This window comes from Flavobacterium hydatis, from assembly GCF_000737695.1.
GTDB classification, from domain to species: Bacteria; Bacteroidota; Bacteroidia; order Flavobacteriales; family Flavobacteriaceae; genus Flavobacterium; species Flavobacterium hydatis.
The window spans coordinates 1-18,123 of the sequence record NZ_JPRM01000034.1 but is presented as its reverse complement, the minus strand read 5'-3'; the positions used below and the strand labels follow the sequence as shown (position 1 = coordinate 18,123).

The window sequence follows — 18,123 nt, the reverse complement described above, 5'->3', positions numbered from 1 at the left end:
GATTACGCAAAGGACGCAAAGCTTTAATTTTTTTAAACCTTTAATCTGTGGCGAAAAAGAACGCGGATAAAACAGATTCGCTAAAGCGAAAACGCGGACAAAAACGGATTTTTTAATTTGTGGAATCAAAAGTTTTACCATTAAGTTTCATTAAGGTTTTAGCTTAATTTTTCTTAATATCTTAATGGTGAAAGAAGTTTTAATTTGTTGTAGAAAAAAGTTTAACTGTTAAGTTTAATTTTTCTTAATATCTTAATGGTGAAAAAAAATGTGGTAAAAGTATTAACCGAGAAGTTTTAAAATCCTTTTAAGTTATCAACAAATAGATTTACTAACACGTTGTAGTGTTAGTAGTGAAAGCGTTTTTTTAGTTAAATTTTTTTCTAGGATTTTATGTTTTAAAAAATAGATTAAATTTAAAAATTGGTTAATGCATTTTGACCTTAAAATTAATATAAGCACATTATAAAAATATGATAAAGGCACGCGTTATTGTGGCTGGGTTTACTGCAATGGTTTTGGTTACTGCATGTAAAACAAATGACATAAGACAAAATACGGACAAGAAAGAAGTTGTTTCTGAAAATAAAGTTGTTGTATATCAGGTTTTCACTCGTTTGTTCGGGAATACTAATACGACAAATAAACCTTGGGGAACTATCGAAGAAAATGGAGTAGGGAAGTTTAATGATTTTAGCGATAAAGCACTACACGAAATTAAAGATTTAGGTGTTACTTATATTTGGTATACGGGTGTTCCTCATCATGCATTGGTTCGTGATTATACTGCATTCGGAATTTCTAATGATGATCCAGAAGTGATAAAAGGTAGAGCGGGATCTCCATATGCTGTAAAAGATTATTATAATGTAAATCCTGATTTGGCTGTAAATCCTGCTAATCGTTTGCAAGAATTTGAAGCTTTGGTTGCGCGTACGCATAAAGCGGGTTTAAAAGTGATTATCGATATTGTTCCTAATCATATTGCTAGAAAATATGAGGGTAAAAATAATCCTGCTGGCGTAAAAGATTTTGGTGCCAATGATGATGTTACGGTGGAGTACAAACGTGATAATAATTTTTACTATATACCGAATACTCCGTTTCAGATTCCTGATAATGATGTTCCGTTAAATGGAGAGAAAAACCCGCTTGTAGATGATAAATTTGATGAAAATCCTGCAAAATGGACTGGAAATGGTTCGCGTAAGGCTAAACCAGACCAAAATGATTGGTACGAAACGGTTAAAGTAAATTACGGTATTCGCCCAGACGGTTCTAAAGACTTTCCTGAACTTCCTGCTGGTTTTGATAAAAAATCTTACCAAGAGCACTATAATTTCTGGAAAGATAAAGATGTTCCTGATTCTTGGAAGAAATTTAAATCTATCGCTTTGTATTGGACTGATAAAGGTGTTGATGGTTTCCGTTTTGATATGGCCGAAATGGTTCCGTACGAATTCTGGAGTTATATGAACTCGGCTATTAAGGTTAAGAAACCTAATGCATTCTTATTAGCAGAGGTGTACAATCCTAAAGAATATCGCAATTATATTCATTTGGGTAAAATGGATTATTTATATGATAAGGTTGAAACGTATGATAAGCTAAAAGATATTATTAAGGGGAAATCATCTCCTGATGAACTTTCGGATATTCAGCATGATATGGTGGATATTGAACATAATATGTTACATTTTCTTGATAATCATGACGAGCAACGTTTGGCAAGTTCAGAATTTGCTGGAACTCCAGAAAAAGGAAAACCTTTGATGGTGGTTTCTACAACAATAAGCACTTCGCCAACGATGGTTTATTTTGGACAGGAAGTTGGAGAACCTGGAAACGAAAATGCGGGATTCGGAAAACCTTCCAGAACTTCGATTTTTGATTATATTGGTGTACCAAATCATCAGCGATGGATGAATAATGGCAAATTTGATGGCGGTCAACTTACACAATCGGAGAAGGATTTGAGAGATTTTTATAAGCGATTACTAAATTTCTCTATAAATAGTTCGGCTTTGATGGGTGGTTTTCAGGAGATTCAATCTGTAAATCGCAAGTCGACTACTAGATATGATACTGGTATTTATTCTTATGTGCGTTGGTCTAATAATCAAAAGCTAATTGTTGTTGTTAATTTCTCTGCTGATAAAACGAGCGAATTTGAATTAAAAATTCCTGCGGATGTTATCGCTAAATGGAAGTTGAAGGATGGTGAATATACAATTACAGATCAATTGTATTTACAGAATAAAACAAAACTGAATGTAAGTAATGGTGAAGGTAAGGCTAAAGTTAAAATAGCGCCATCGGAATCGTTTATTTATGAGGTGAAGTAGATTATTTAATCCTGCAAGGTTTTTCTAGTCTTGTAGGTATGATAATCAATATATAAATACCTAACAGGTTTTAAAAACCTGTTAGGATAACTACATCCAATATTTGGGGTATAATTTCTAAACCTACAAGGTTGAAAAAACCTTGCAGGATAAATAAACATAGATATTTATCTTCCAAAATCATCTTGTAATCGTACAATATCATCTTCATCAGATGGATTTTCGGGATTGGTATGTTGCCAAATTTCGGCTACGATTCCCCATGATTCCAAACCAATTAAGCGATGACGTTCTCCTTTGTCTAATTTTATAAATGAACCTGGAGCAAGTTCTTGTATTTCTCCTTCTTGGTCGGTTAAGCTTGTTTTTACACCTACAATTCCGTCAAGTACTTTCCAAATTTCGGCTCTACGAAAGTGAAATTGCCATGATAAACGTTTGTTTGGTGCAACAATTAAAATTTTAGGACTCAGTTTATTGGTAATTTGTATCTCTGACATTTCAAGATGAGGAAAGAATTTCTTAGCAAATGCACTAGCTTGCGTTTCATCTATTACAAAAAATCCTCCCCAAGGTCGGGTTTGATCTTGTTTTATAATGATGAAATTTTCTTTTTCGAGTGCTGTAGCGATTTGTTCGAAAACTGCTTTTTTTTCTGTATTTGGTGATAAATTAAAATTCATTTTACTGTTATTTTAGTTTCTGTAAATAATAAAGCTATTTGGTTTTAGGATTTTACTTCCCATTAATAAGGTAGCTCCTGCGGGTAATGTTATTTCTTTTTTTAAACCGAAGTTAATGATAACGGTGATTTTATCTCCTTGGTAAGATCTCGTAAATGATATTTGATCTTCTTGATGTTTGAGGTTATCATAATCTCCGTATTGCAATACTTTTTCTTTGTTTCGTAATGCTATTAATTTTTTATAGGTATTGAGTATAGAATTCTTTTGAGGTGTCAAAACGTTAACATTCGTTTTTTTATAATCAGGATTAATTTTAATCCATGTTTTTTCTTTTGAGAATCCAGCAAAAGAATCTGAATTCCATTGCATCGGGCTACGTGATTTATCGCGATTGTGTTCGTTTCCTTCTATAAGCGCTTCATTTTTACTTTTGCCTTGAGCAAGTGCCAATTCATAATGTGTTCTTCCTTGTATATCGACCATTTCGTCTATATTCTGAGCAATGATATTATGCATCCCAATTTCTTCACCATAGTATATAAACGGAACTCCTTTGGCAGTTAGTATTAATGCGGTTAATGCTGTGGCTCTGTCTGGATTTCCATTGGCTAATCGATCTATCATTCTGGGCATATCATGGCTACCAAAAAATAGAGTGGGATAATTACTCATATTTTTCTCCATGCTTTGTAATTCATCGAAAATACGCTGGGTCGAAAATTCTTTGATGCTCCCAAAGTTGAAATTAAAAACAACATCTAATAAATCTTGCGATTGGTATTGTTTTAGAACTTCGATTTTATCACTTCCTATTTCTCCCACAATAAAACGGTTGTCATATTCATTTACGGTAGATTTTATAATGCGCATGGCATTTTTTACACCTTCCTGATCTATATCGTGTATGTGTTCTTGCTGTCCATTTTTTATGGGGTTATCTTTTGTGATTCCGTCGGTATTCAGGAAATTAATTACATCTAATCGGAAACCATCTACACCAGCATCAAGCCAAAAACGCAATACATTTTGAATTTCTGTAACTACTTTAGGATTCGACCAGTTAAGATCGGCCATTCTTTTATCAAACTTATGATAGTAATATTGATTGGTTAAAGTGTCTTTTTCCCAGGCTGTTCCTCCAAAAAAAGATTCCCAATTGTTTGGTTCATCTTTCCAAATATAATAATCACGATACGGATTATCCTTTGATTTTCTTGATTCCTGAAACCATTTACTATCGGTAGATGTATGATTAAAAACCATATCTATAATCACTTTAATTCCTCTTTTGTGTGCTTCGCTTAAAAAAGTATCAAAATCGGCTTTGTTTCCATAAGTTGGGTCTACTTCATAATAATCGGCGATATCATAACCATTATCAACTTTGGGAGAGGTCAGAAAGGGGGTAAGCCAAATACCTTTTATACCAAGTTCTTTTAGATAGTCTAGTTTTTGAGTCATTCCCTTAAAATCTCCGTATCCATCGCCATTACTATCGGCGTAACTGGGCATATAGATTTGATAAAAAACAGATTCTTTCCACCATTTTTGGTCAATGGGTGTTTTTTGAGCATTTGTTGTGTTTAGCATTAGAAGAAAGAAAAAGGTAAGATAGAATAGATTATGTTTCATGAATAGTGTATGGTTAATTTGTTGAGTAAGTAAAAAAATACCTAACAGGTTTTTAAAACCTGTTAGGATAAAGATGTCTAGATTAACTAGGTTTTATTCTCATTTTTGTTACCCTGAATTCCTCAGGATGACAAACTAGACTGGAGATTGATACTTATTTTTTCTCTTGCGATTTATAATCTACGACAATACCATCTACTAGCATTTTTTCTCCGTCATGGGTTACTTTTCCTCCAGCAGGCACACAAATAATTACAGCAGAACTCAAGGCGCTGATATTAATTTTGGCAGATGAAGTTACATTTCGGGCTATAAAACTTCCTGAAACGGTATTGTATAAATCTACTTTTTTACCTTTTTCGGTTTTTATGGTTACTGTTTTATTTGCTGTATATGGATTATAGTATAAATACGATGGATAGGCTTTATCGCTGAAAAAGTCTGTGGCTAGTAAATCAAGTTGCAATATTCCGGTAACATTGGTTGCACTAATAATACCTCCAAAGATTCCTACGTGCCCGCTTCCGTATACACTAAATTGAGATTCTTTAGGATTTTCTCCAAGTACCCAAAGCGGACCGTCGCCTTGCGCTACAGGACCTTTTAGGTTTTCGTATTCTTTATAACTCGATTGCTTTATGATTCCTTCATATCCAATAACTCCTTTGGTAACTTCGGCAAGTTCAGGAATTGTTTGGTGTTCTTTTGGCATATATTGCGGATAGAAGAAACGGGAAGCATTTGCTGCATTCAGCATCCATTTTCCTATTGCGGTTGCATAAGATTGGTCGTATCTTACCATTGGTACTAATGGCCAAGCGGCATCATAGGTATTCATCAGGAAGCCGTAACCGCCATGATCTACCGTGCTACCAAATGTTCCTGATATATCATAACCATTCCAGTTACCAACTAATGCGCCCCATCCTTCACGGCAAATTGGTGTTCCGTCGAATGTCCAATCTAGCATTTTGCTTGTATCGTATTTTGCACCTTCTTCGGCATTAATTCTTGCTGCTAAATATGCTCCAAACGGCATTAATACTTCGTAAGTAGGATTTTTTGATTGCGATTGTAAGGCTGTCAATGCACTTTTTGCTCCTTTTAAATACTTAGCGTCTCCAAATTTTTTATATGCCATATGCAATACCCATGCATGTCCCGCTGCTGCATCAGGTTGCGTACAGATATGGTTGGTCATTGGTGTCATTTTGTTATAATCAAAATAAGAGTAATCGTAGTTTCCATTTAAGATTACATCTGCCTCATAAAATTTATCGGCAATAGTTCTGGCAATTTCGGTAAAACCAGGTTCGTTGGGATATTTATCATAAACGGCAAAGAACAAAAGATTAGGATATACATCATACCACCAATCACGACCATAACCTCCGCCTAATAAAGCAACTTCTGGACAGGTATTATTCATCATAATATTCCAATTAGTCTCTTTGTTAAAATAGTTTTTAAGCATTCCAACATAATTAAGGTTTGGCTGATTTTTGTCAATACCAACTAATGTAGCGCCTAATGTTGCCCCCATTGTCGCCAAAGCTTCGTGAAACATACCATTGTTATGATCCGGTCCTTGTCTTACATCGGCCACAGCCGTATATAATCCTACAACTGTTTGCGGGAAGTTTTTCTGGCTGTCATCCATCCAAACCATTGGCCAGTATTTGCCTTTGGCATTAAAGTCATATACCGTTTTATCAAAATCTAACGCTAGTTTTTTATAATCGATGATTTTTAATGGTTGTGGTAGATTAGGCATTTGGTCTATGCGAGGAATATTTTGTTGTTTTACTTGTGCTGTTGCATTTAAACTAATGACTAACAGACACGAAGTTGTAATTTTTATAAATGTATTCATAGTTATTGAATTTTAATTTTAGGTAACCGCTGAACGTAATTAATTTTAACACATAGAGACATAGATTTTTGTAATCTTCAAAAAAGGCGTTTCACTTATTTAAAGTACACAGAGGTAGCTATGGGAAAGAAATGTATTTCTTTTTGAGTTTCTTTTTTACACCTAATATTCTATGTTTCTATGTGTTTAATGATATTTTGAAATGTGTTAAAGTAATTTTACCGCCACTTCTTCCAAAACTTTTGGATCTGTTACATCTTCTGATGAAAGCTCAATTCCTTGTTTAATGATTTTTTTGCTAATAAAAATGGAACATAATTGTAGTAAAGCAATAATTCCGATGGCATATCGTAAAGCAAAATCTTCGGAAACAGCGTAATATAAGGTTAGGAATGTTCCTGCGCCCAAAAGTCTGCCAATGTATAAACCTGCTTCATGATTAAGGATATATGTAAATTCGCCTCTTTTTTCTATACGAGATACAATATCAATTACCTTAAGCTGAATAGGGAAGTAGGCTAGATCCATTAAAGGTTTTGCGATAAGCAACAGTAACAAAAATATGATTACCCCTGTTTCATTAAATAATATCCCATTGATGCACGCGCCCAAGGCGAACAAAATTAATCCAACAGAAAAAGTTTTAATTCTATCCGATGGTTTTGAGAAACGCCCAATAAAATAAATTATAATGGCTGCTAAAATTGCTCCAATAGATTGTGCTTGTCCTAATGCGCCTTCTTCTCCTAATATTTTAAAAATAAGCATGGCAGGAGCTGTTACCAAAAATCCTTGTGCCAAACCCTTGAAGGTTGCCAGTGATAATAGCTTATACCATAAGGGATGAAACTTGAAAAAGATATACTTTTTTTGAGCAGGATTTTCAAATTTACCTCTATAACATACTATTGAGGCTATTATCGTAATAAGAAAAACAATTCCTGTAATTATTTCGTACGCTTGGTGTTTTTGGTCTTCGCCAGTTTTAGATTGAATAAACCAGCCAATTGTTGCCGGTATTGCAATAGCTATGATGGTATAAATAAAGGTTTCTAGTCCGTAATAATAATTACGATTTTCATCATTTGTAATTGCCAAAGCAAGATAATCCCGATTAGACCAATATAAACCAAACGAAAGCCCCATAGTAATCCCTGCAATACCAATTCCGGTTAGGTCTAATGTTTTCAGCGACATCATAATAATCATGGAAACACCGCTTAGCATCATTCCGATTGAGTATAGTTTTCGGATGTTGAAATGTTTCAACAAGAACCCATTTAATAAGAATGTAAGCGGAATCCCTGTATAAATTGCCAACTGATAAATAACAACTTTTGAGGTGTCATTTGAATTCCTCATGATGTATGCAGCGACAAAAATATCGATTACGGGTAATACCAGTGCATAAACTAAGTTTGTAAAAATCAGTATACGGAAATTATGGGTTTGGCTTTTAAAATGGTCAATTTCTGATATAAGTTTTTTAAACATTAGTTATTTTTTAAAAGTAAAAGAATCTCTTTAATCGAAAATTGAGCACCACAAACAAATTCATCCGAAGCTCCGTAATATATGGTAAGTGTATCTCCATCTGGTTCTACAACATGACCATTTGTAAATACTACGTTTCCAAAAAAGCCACTTAACTCATATTCTGTAGTAGGAACCATTATAGGTTGTTCGGTTCTTGCAATTACTTTAGAAGGATCTTTTAAGTCCATCAAAAAAGCACCTAAACAATATTGATGATTTTCATTGGCTCCATGATAAATTTCTAACCAACCTTTATCTGTTTTTATAGGAGCAGCGCCTGCGCCAACTCGTTTACTATCCCAAAGTCCTTTTCTGGTTTTTATGATGCAATGGTGATTTCCCCAGTGAATACCATCAGGAGAAGAAGCTAGCCAGATATAATTACCACCAATATCTACACTACTTGGGCGATGTAAGGCATAAAAGAATCCGTTTATTTTTTCTTCAAAAATGGCACAATCTTTATTGTGTGCAGGTAATATCATACCATGTTTTGTGAAGTTTTTCCAATCGGTTGTGGTACGTAACCCAACGCCAACACCATTATCTGATACAGAGGTAAAGGTTAGGTAATATGTTCCCTCGATTAAGGCAACGCGGCAATCTTCAATCCCAAAAGTTTCGAGCATGCCTTCGCCAACTAGTGATGGGTAATTTTCGGGTTCATAAAAATTGTGTCCATCTTTGCTACATAATAGGCGTAGGTGAGATAACGTTGTTAAATAATCAACGCCTTTGTAGTTTATTACTCTAGCATCGGTTGCTATTAATTCGGGATCATCTTTTGGTATCTCGATGATTTTAATAGCACCAGTTTCTGTTAATATAGGAAAGGAAATGATACCGTCTTTTTGCTTCGGTCTTTCGGCTACTCGTACCACTAACCAGGTTTTATTTTCATATTGAAATACTCCTGGATTTAATAAGCATGTAATTTCTAATCCTTCTCTGCTTGCAGGGATATCTATAGGTGATAATAAGGGGTTATCTGTAAAACGTTTTGCTATATCTTTCATGTTTTTGTGGTTCTATGTTTATGGTATTTTAAAGAATACCCCCAATTTTGTTTATGTAAATCAGGGGGTATTCTTTATTAAAATTTAATATCCAGGGTTTTGAGTTAAAGTTCCTGCCGATGCATTAATTTCTGATTGAGGTATTGGATACAACATGTTTTTGTCTTGGAATTTTTTTCCACTTGCATTCATTACTTCTTTCGCAATTCCCCATCTTTTTAAATCAGCCATTCTTTGGTTTTCAAAACCAAGTTCGGCTCTTCTTTCCGAGATTAACCAGTTTTTAATAGTCGCTTTATCCGATGATGCTGGTCTGTCTACAAGTGTTCCTGCAGGTACAGTACTTCCATCGGCTGTAGTAGTAGTTCTTGCTCTTGTTCTAATTTTATTGATATAAGCTATTGCTGTGGCATAATCTCCGGTTTCATTAAGAGCTTCGGCTTTCCAAAGCAATACATCGGCCATACGAATAAATACTTTATTACTTGGGGACTGATCGTTTCCTTTATTATCACCATTGGTAGTTCCTAATATTTTATTTACCCATAGCTGATCTGCATTTACGGTATATAATTTTCTAGGATCATTAGGTTCAAATGAATTTAAGAAATCTGTTGTAGGAGCAAAAAATCCCCAACCTGCCAATGCACAGAATCCATTTCCTCTAGCAGGAACAACATTACTTTGATGATCAAAAGAAAAAATTACTTCATTATCAGTGTATTCCGTTCCTACACTAAAGTTATCAAAATAATTGGCATTTAGTTTATAATATCCAAGTCCTTCTAATTCATTTACATAAGTAATTACATCTGCCCATTTTTCATTATACAGTGCCGATTTTGCCTGAAGCGCAATTACAGCTCCTTTGGATACTCTCCATTTTTCGGTATCTGAGCTATATTTTGAATTAGTCAATAGGTCTTTGGCTAAAGCCAAATCAGTATTAATCTGTTTCCATACTTCAGCTTTTGGAGCTCTTACCGCTTTTTCAAAAGCTTCTTGATATGTTTTTATAGGAGTCAGGATTAAAGAAACATCTCCAAAATTATTAACCAATGTGAAATAGTAAAACGAACGTAAAAAGTAAGCTTCTCCTAATAATTGATTTTTTCTGGCAGTACTGATTCCTGTAATAGCTTCAATTTCTGGATTTACTAGAAAATTAATTGCCGTATTGGTTCTTTTTATTCCTTCATAATTGTATTTCCATACCCCATTAACACCGCCATTTTCGGATGTGAATGTATAATTATCTACTTCGTCCATCCAAGGTTGGTCTGAGTTAGAAATCCATGTTTTTTGCATATCATCAGATGCTACGTCTTGCAGGATAATATCATTATTGGAAACAAGTCCATCAGTCCAGTTCCAATTTCCCATTATGTTTAACGTGTTTGAAAACATTAAATAGGAGGAACTAACAGATTTTTCTACCGTATTAAGAGTAGGAGTAGCATTTATTTGATCATCTGTTACTAAACCTACAGGATCTATCGTTAACTCATCACTACAACTTGTAAAGGTTGCAAGTCCTATTAGTAGTGTTGCTATATGTATATATTTCATGATCGTTTTTTTATAAGTTTAATTTTAATCCTAGGATATAAGATTTCGATTGCGGATACGTTCCCATATCGACCAATGAGGTAGATTCTGGATCTAGTCCAGTATATTTAGTAACGGTAAATAAGTTCTGACCTGACATATAAATACGAAGATTGGCTGCCCCTATGATTCCTTGGTTAAAAGTATATCCGATCTCTACATTCTTTAATCTTAAATAAGAAGCGTCTTCGATAAATGCACTAGACATTTGTCCACCTCCATTAGGGTTAAAGGTTACTCTTGGAATTGTATTACTGGTTCCTTCTCCATTCCAAGCATCTAATATTGCTGTAGTAGAGTTAAGGGGCATCTTGGTGCTATAAGCTGTAACTTGTTTTGAGTTATTATAACGGTCAACACCTTCTACTCCTTGAAAAAGAAGTGAAATATCGAAGTTTTTATAACTACCATTAAAAGCAAAACCATAATTAATTTTCGGAATAGGATTTCCTATAAAAGTTTTATCATTGGCATCGATTTTACCATCGCCATTTAAGTCTTTAAACTTCATATCTCCAGGTAAAGCCCCGTTTGTATTGCTGTACAACTGAGAATTTATTTCGGAAGTGTTCTGATATATTCCATCAAAAACATAACCATAATACGAGTTTATAGGTTGTCCAACAGTTGTTCTGGTGTTTGATTGCAGATTGTCAATATTTTTGATGTACTGCTGTAAAGCTTCAACTCTGTTAGTTAATGTTGTGAAGTTCCCACTGATACCATATTTAAAAGTATGGTCATTGTTCTGGAAATTAGCTCCAAACTCAAAACCTTTATTGTTTATAACCCCTGCATTTACATAAGTAGATTCGATAACACCTACAGTTACTGCTGGTAAACCTACTGTTAATAGGATGTCCTTGGTTGTTTTATCAAAATAATCAGTAGTAATAGATAGTTTATTTTTTAGGAAGCTAAAATCCAAACCAAAATCGGTTTGAGTTGTGGTTTCCCATTTGATATCAGGATTTCCGTAACGGATAATTTTTACATTATCATTTGTTTGAGAAACAAGCGTTTGGTACGTGTTATTAGGAATCTCTTGATTCCCTGATTGTCCCCAACTTGCTCTTAATTTTAAGTTTGAAATCCAATCGGCTTTTTCCATAAATTTTTCTTTGGATATAACCCAACCTCCAGAAACCGAAGGGAAATAACCCCATTTATTATTTGGTCCAAAACGAGAAGAACCATCGGCTCTAATAGTTCCCGAAGCATAATATTTGTTATCATATCCATAAGTTGCAGAGGCAAAGAAAGATACTAAAGCCCAACTACTACCGCTACCGCTGGCATTGTTTTTTACATTTAACTCTCCATAATCTAAATAACGGAAAGGATCGCTGGTATTATCATAATTAGTTCTTGTTCCGTATATATTATCACTCTTATTTATTATGTTCTCTGTACCTAATAAGGCGTTGATGCTATGTTTCTCGTTAAGAGTTTTTACATAATTTAAGGTATTACTAAAAGTAAAAGTCATATCCTGTCCCATATCATCATTAAGAGAAGAAGGTCTGTTTATTCTTCCCATTCCAGGATATAAAGGATCTCCGTTATCATCATCACCAAAATTCTGGTTGAATTTTTTATTATGAATAAAAGAGATGTCAGCTCCGAAACTGCTTCTAAATTTCAAAGACTTATCATTTAGCAAACTGTATTCTCCGTATACATTTCCAAAAAGTCTAAATGTTTTAAGTTTATTATCGATAAGATTTGCTATCGCAATAGGGTTGTAGGCAGAGTCATAATCATGGCTCCATCCGTTTTTGGTATTATTATTTAGATAAAAAGGTAAATCGGTATAAGGATTCTCTGCGGAATAGGTTGGGTCATTTACATCTTTGTAAACGCCAAGAATAGATGGTCTAAACATGGCATAACGTATTACACCCATTTCATCGCCACTAGAAGATAATTTATCCTTAACACTATTAGTAATCTGGATATTGGTTCCTACTTTTAAACGTTCAGAAAAATTAGAATTTACATTGGCTCTAAAGTTTATACGCTCATATTGGTTATTGTTTCCTACTATAATTCCTTTTTGGGCAAAATAACCCCCAGAAATTAAGTACTGTGTAGTTTCGTTTCCGCCACTGGCCGAAAGCTGAAGATTTGTCGTTTGTCCTGTAGTAAATAATTCATCCAACCAGTTAGTATTAGCCAATGGTATTCCGTTTACAGATCCAGCATTTTTAGCTGCCTGATAGGGACTTGTAGCGTTTGCAGCATTACCAGTTGTATTATGCCAAGCACGATCAACTACTGTTAAGTATTGATCAGCATTTAGTAATTTAGGAAGATTTGTAGCGTAATTTAACCCCGTATAGTATTCGATATTAAGACTCGATTTTCCTTTTATACCGTTTTTGGTTGTAATAAGGATTACACCACCGGCAGCACGAGAACCGTAAATTGCTGTTGCAGCAGCATCTTTTAATACAGTCATAGACTTAACATCCGATTGATTTAGGAAATTGATATCGCGAGTAGGAACACCATCTACTACATAAAGTACTTCATTGTTTCCTATAGTTCCTACGCCTCTTATGCGTATTTCGAGTCCATCTCCGGGTTGTCCTGAACTAGAACTTACTGATACGCCCGCAACCTGACCTTGTAATGCCTGACCAACATCGGCTACTTTGGTTTTAGATAATTCGGTCATATCTACAGTTGTAACAGCACTTGTGATGGCTGATTTCTTTTCGCTTGTATATCCTACAATAACAACCTCATTTAAGGTATTTGTATCTGTGACCAGCGTAATATTTAAGTCTTTTTTGCCACCTACAGCAGCTTCTTGAGTTTGATACCCGATATAACTAAAAATCAATACATCATCTGGAGCTAAATTTGTAATGGTATAATTACCATCAAAATCGGTGATGACATAATTAGAAGTTCCTTTTACATTGATATTAACTTGAGGTACCGGACCGTCACTATCAGAAACGACACCTTTAACGGTTTGGGCATGCATAATGCTTCCCAACATAATTGCTCCGAGGAGGAACAATTTGTACATATATTTTTTCATCATCATAAAGAAGTATTAATTGGATTACTAATTTGTTTGTTTTTTTTCATAGTTTTTCTTGGTAAATTATAATTCGTGGTTTTACGATAACGTTTGAATTAATTATCGTTTATAAAATTAGCTTGAGGATACAACAAAGCGTGTACACTATTTCTTCAAAAGTGTACACTGGGTTTTATTTGTTGTTATTCAGGTGTTTATGTAGTTATTGGCTCTTTGATTTATATTTGAGCTGATAATTTTTTGGAGTTAAATCGTATAGTTTTTTAAACTCACGGTAAAAATAGGAGCGGTTGTTAAACCCAGATTGATAGCATACCTCTGAAACGGTTAATTTATTTTTTCTTAATAATTCCGCAGCATATTTTAATCGAATGGTACGAATTAAATCACCAGGTGTAAAACCAAAAAGCTGTTTAGTTTTTCGGTACAATTGCGAGTTACTAATACCTAATTCTTTTTCGATAAATAAACTCTGAAGATTTTCATTATCGATATTGTTACGAATAAGTTCAATAACTTTTTTTATAAAGTCTTTTTCATCGTTATTTATCGGAAGTTCCGATAGGTTTTCGACCAAAGTATCTTGTTTAAAATACCTCGAAATCAATTCTTTTTCTTCCAGAAGTTTTTGTATTCTTATTAGCAAGTGATCTGGATAAAACGGTTTTGGTATATAAGAGTTAGCACCACTTTCTATTCCCTCAATTCGGTGTATGACCGAGTCTTTTGCGGTAAGCATAATAAAAGGAATGTGGCAGGTTTTAAGATTGGTCTTTATCTTTTTGCAAAGTTCAACACCATCCATAAAAGGCATCATTACATCGCTAATAATGATGTCGGGTATTACGTCTTCAATAATTTTTAGTGCTTCCAGACCGTTATACGCCATAATAAGTTTATACTTTTCGCTTAATAACTCATTAAGGAGAACATGAATATCTTTTTCGTCTTCGACTATTAATATTATTTTTCGATTATCGGCAAGTTCCTCCAGAGATAAAATTTTGTTTGGAGTTTCATCTGGTTTTATAGGGTTTTCTTCGAGGATATTCTTTAAATGATGCGAAATTAAAATCGGACTTAGAGCCGTATCTAATTCTTTTTCGGTAAAAACATCTTTGTTACAAGGGATAAGAATTGTAAAGGTCGTTTCTTTATTCAGTACACTGGTAACCTGTATTTCACCTCTCAATACTGTAACCAGTTTTTTTACATAAGCCAGACCAATACCAGTTCTAAACATATTATTGTCCGTTTCCTTGCTAGAATCAGCCAAGAAAAATTGATTAAACAAGGAGTCCAGTTCTTCTTTCGGGATTCCCTTACCAGTATTAGTGATTGTAATGTTTAATTTCTCAGAATCCTTATCTTGAATATAGAGTTTAAGGTTTATTTTTCCGTTTACAGGAGTATATTTAAAGGCATTCGACATAAGATTAAACACTATTTTTTCAATCTTATCCTTATCGTACCAACCAATTAAAGTAGGAGGAATGTTGAGGTTATACTCTATATTTTTTTCTAAAGCCCATTCATCAAATAATTCCGCAATTTGTTCTACCAAATTTACCAAATCAAATTTTTTCACGGTTACTTCGAGATAATCATACTCAGCTTTCCTAAATTCAAGAAGTTGTTGCGTTAAGAATAGTAAACGAGAAGAATTTCGTTGAATCATCTGTATGAATTTCTGATTTCTTTCGCTGAGGTTTGTCGTTTCCGAAAGTTTTTGGATAGGACCAACAATAAGCGTTAAAGGAGTTTGGAATTCGTGAGCAATATCAGTAAAAAAAGTAAGCCTGTTTTCGTGCAATTCTTTTTCCCTTTGTCTAAAAAGGATATTTTGGTTTAATGATTGTCGCTTCTTGTAGTAACTAAGCACAAATAATACAAAACCCAAGAACAGCAAAGAATAGATAATAATAGCAAGATTCGATTGCCAGAATACAGGTTTAACCCTAATATCGATAGCATGAACCGGTTTACTCCAAACGCCATCACTATTAGACCATTTTATCCATAAAGAATAGTTTCCTTTAGGAACATTAGTAAAAGAAATAATGCGTCGGTTATTGATGGTATTCCAGCCTTTATCAAAATTCATTAACTGATAGGCATATTGGCACTTTTCGGTATTTATATACGTTAAAGCAGTTAGCTCAATGTCAAAAAAGTTTTGGTTATGATTTAAAACAATCGAAGGATGAGTGTTTGAGTCTGGCGTAATTACCAATCCCTGATAATAGGGGATAGGCTGGTTCTGACCGCTAATTTTATCAATAAAAAGATCTGGAATAGTTGTAGATACTTTTATTTTTTGAGGCAAGAAATAATTAAATCCCTTTATTCCTCCCATAAATATAAATTCAGAATTTAAGTCTTGATAAAAAGCTCCATCTGCAAATTCATTATTTTGCAAACCTTCATTTTTGGTATAATTAGTAAATTTTAATTCTTTAGAATTAAAGTTAGACAAACCAAAATTGGTACTTAACCAAAGGTTATTTTTTTTATCGGCAACAATTCCGTGAATCGTATTATTAGGTAGACCATCCTTTACCGTAAAATTTTTAAATATTACTTTTCCATCATTTTTTATAGGTTCTAACAAATTAAGACCAAAACTAGTACCAATCCAAAGCCTGTTTTTAGCATCGGTTTGCAAACATAGTATGTCATTATTGGATAGGCTTGTAGAGTCATTGGGACTGTTTTTGTAAACGTTAAAGTGTTCCGATTTTTTGTCAAATAAATTTAAACCTCCCAAACGAGTTCCAATCCAAAGCTGATTTTTATTCTTAGGAATTATAGAAAAAACAATATTACTGCTTAAAGCATTTTTCTGACTACTGTCAGCAATATATCTTTTAAAATCAGTGATTCTTAAATTTTCTCCAGAACGTTCCATCTTGCAGCGAATCATTCCATATCCATTTGTTCCAAGCCATATAAAACCGTCTTCATCTTGATATATAGAATAGATAGATTTAAAGAAACCACAATCCGCATTACCTACGATATCAGCCCAATTAATTAATTTTGATTTTTTCAAGTCAAAAACAGAAATGCCTTCACCGTCACTACCAATAAAGATTAAATTATTTTGTCCTTTGCATAAAGCAAAAACAGCATTATTTATAGCGCTATTATTTTCATTGAAATTTTTATATTCTAATGGTTTTTCGGGATTGAGATAAAAATTAGAGGAAAATCGGAACAAACCTTTCCCTTTTGTGCCAACCAAAAAAGTATTCTTATCAACTTCCAGAAACGTTCTTACAATAGCTCCGTCTAATTCTGGAACCTGCGATTTAGAAATAAGGTTAAATGATTTCTCGAGTGGATACATTTTAATAATTCCGTCGCCATCCGTTCCAGCCCAAATAATATTTTCATTACCCCTAATTAAAGTTGTAGTTTTTTGGTTATTCAGATATTTCAGCCATTCATGATTAATTATAGTGCCATCAGTATCAATAATATAATGACCTGATTTACTAGATACAACAAGTCCTTCAGGAGTATTCCCGATAGTGTTTTCGATATCTTTTTTTAAAAGTAAAGTACTTTCATTATTTGCAAAAGAAAATAAGCGAGATTCTCCTTTTACCGATATGGTACATATTTTTTGTTTAGAAACTATTCCAAATGTCCGAATGTTATCCGAAATTAATGTTGTTTTAGTGATAGATGGTTTTCCGTTTGGATTGTTTTTAAGAGATAATGAATAGAGTTTATTATCTTCAAATAAAACAAGTAATTCCCCACTTAAAGAGAATTCCATTTTTATTACCGCTTTTTTCGAAAGTTTTTCGGTATTCAATAACTGAAAATTAGCTCCGTCATAGTAACCAATTCCCCAGTCTTTTACAGCACAAAATACTTTTTTAGAAGGATCGAGCGCCATATTAAATTCAGATTCAGATAATGGAGGTATATTTTCTCTCGAAAAGTAATAATGCTGAAAAGTACCTGTTTTTTTATCATAGCAATTAATTCCATGAATAGTAAGTATCCAGATTTTGCCTGTACTATCTTCATCAATTTTAAGAATGACTTGGTTGCTTAAACTATTTTTATTGTTTAGCTCAGGTCTGAAAATTTTAAAGTTATTTCCATCATATCGATTCAAGCCATCCCAAGTACCAACCCAAAGTAAATTTTCCGAATCCTGAAATATGCTATTAATAGAACTATTTGATAAGCCTTTGGTGTTATCCAATTGCTCTAAAGAATATTTTAAGTCTAATGATTTATAAGAATCCCAAACCGATTTATAATCAGGATTATTAATTTTTGATTGTTCTACTTTATCAAACGGATTTTTTGAAATACTATCTAAAGTAATTTTCTTTTCATTATTGTTACAAGC

9 protein-coding genes are annotated in these 18,123 nt (G+C 33.6%); 1 reads left to right on the top strand and 8 read right to left on the bottom strand.

Translation table 11 applies throughout. The features are described from left to right. Positions 1 to 473: 473 nt before the first annotated feature. Entirely contained in the window at positions 474 to 2,345 is a 1,872-nt protein-coding gene (locus IW20_RS18535) for an alpha-amylase family glycosyl hydrolase (RefSeq protein WP_035625852.1), read from the top strand. A gap of 167 nt (positions 2,346 to 2,512) precedes the next feature. Here IW20_RS18535 and IW20_RS18530 read toward each other — a convergent pair whose 3' ends face one another. The 8 genes from IW20_RS18530 to IW20_RS18495 form a co-directional block, all read right to left on the bottom strand. Then, entirely contained in the window at positions 2,513 to 3,028 is a 516-nt protein-coding gene (locus IW20_RS18530; protein WP_035625850.1) for a cupin domain-containing protein, read from the bottom strand. Positions 3,029 to 3,040: 12 nt separating this feature from the next. After that, complete coding sequence (locus IW20_RS18525) at positions 3,041 to 4,663, bottom strand: alpha-glucosidase (protein WP_051885946.1); 1,623 nt, start codon at positions 4,661 to 4,663, stop codon at positions 3,041 to 3,043. A gap of 154 nt (positions 4,664 to 4,817) precedes the next feature. Next, a complete protein-coding gene (locus IW20_RS18520) occupies positions 4,818 to 6,536 on the bottom strand; it encodes a hypothetical protein (protein ID WP_035625846.1) in 1,719 nt (572 codons plus the stop codon). 207 nt (positions 6,537 to 6,743) lie between these two features. Further along, positions 6,744 to 8,030 (bottom strand): MFS transporter, encoded by a 1,287-nt coding sequence (locus IW20_RS18515; RefSeq protein ID WP_081912514.1) that lies wholly within the window; start codon positions 8,028 to 8,030, stop codon positions 6,744 to 6,746. Further along, positions 8,030 to 9,088 carry a glycoside hydrolase family 130 protein gene (locus IW20_RS18510; RefSeq protein WP_035625843.1) on the bottom strand — a complete coding sequence of 353 codons (1,059 nt, stop codon included), beginning with the start codon at positions 9,086 to 9,088 and terminating at the stop codon, positions 8,030 to 8,032. Before IW20_RS18510 ends, IW20_RS18515 begins: the two co-directional genes overlap by 1 nt. An 84-nt stretch (positions 9,089 to 9,172) precedes the next feature. Next, a complete protein-coding gene (locus tag IW20_RS18505; RefSeq protein WP_035625841.1) occupies positions 9,173 to 10,657 on the bottom strand; it encodes a RagB/SusD family nutrient uptake outer membrane protein in 1,485 nt (494 codons plus the stop codon). A gap of 10 nt (positions 10,658 to 10,667) precedes the next feature. Further along, entirely contained in the window at positions 10,668 to 13,754 is a 3,087-nt protein-coding gene (locus IW20_RS18500) for a SusC/RagA family TonB-linked outer membrane protein (RefSeq protein ID WP_035625838.1), read from the bottom strand. Positions 13,755 to 13,953: 199 nt separating this feature from the next. After that, a partial coding sequence (locus tag IW20_RS18495; protein ID WP_035625835.1) for a hybrid sensor histidine kinase/response regulator transcription factor occupies positions 13,954 to 18,123 on the bottom strand: 4,170 nt, incomplete at its 5' end.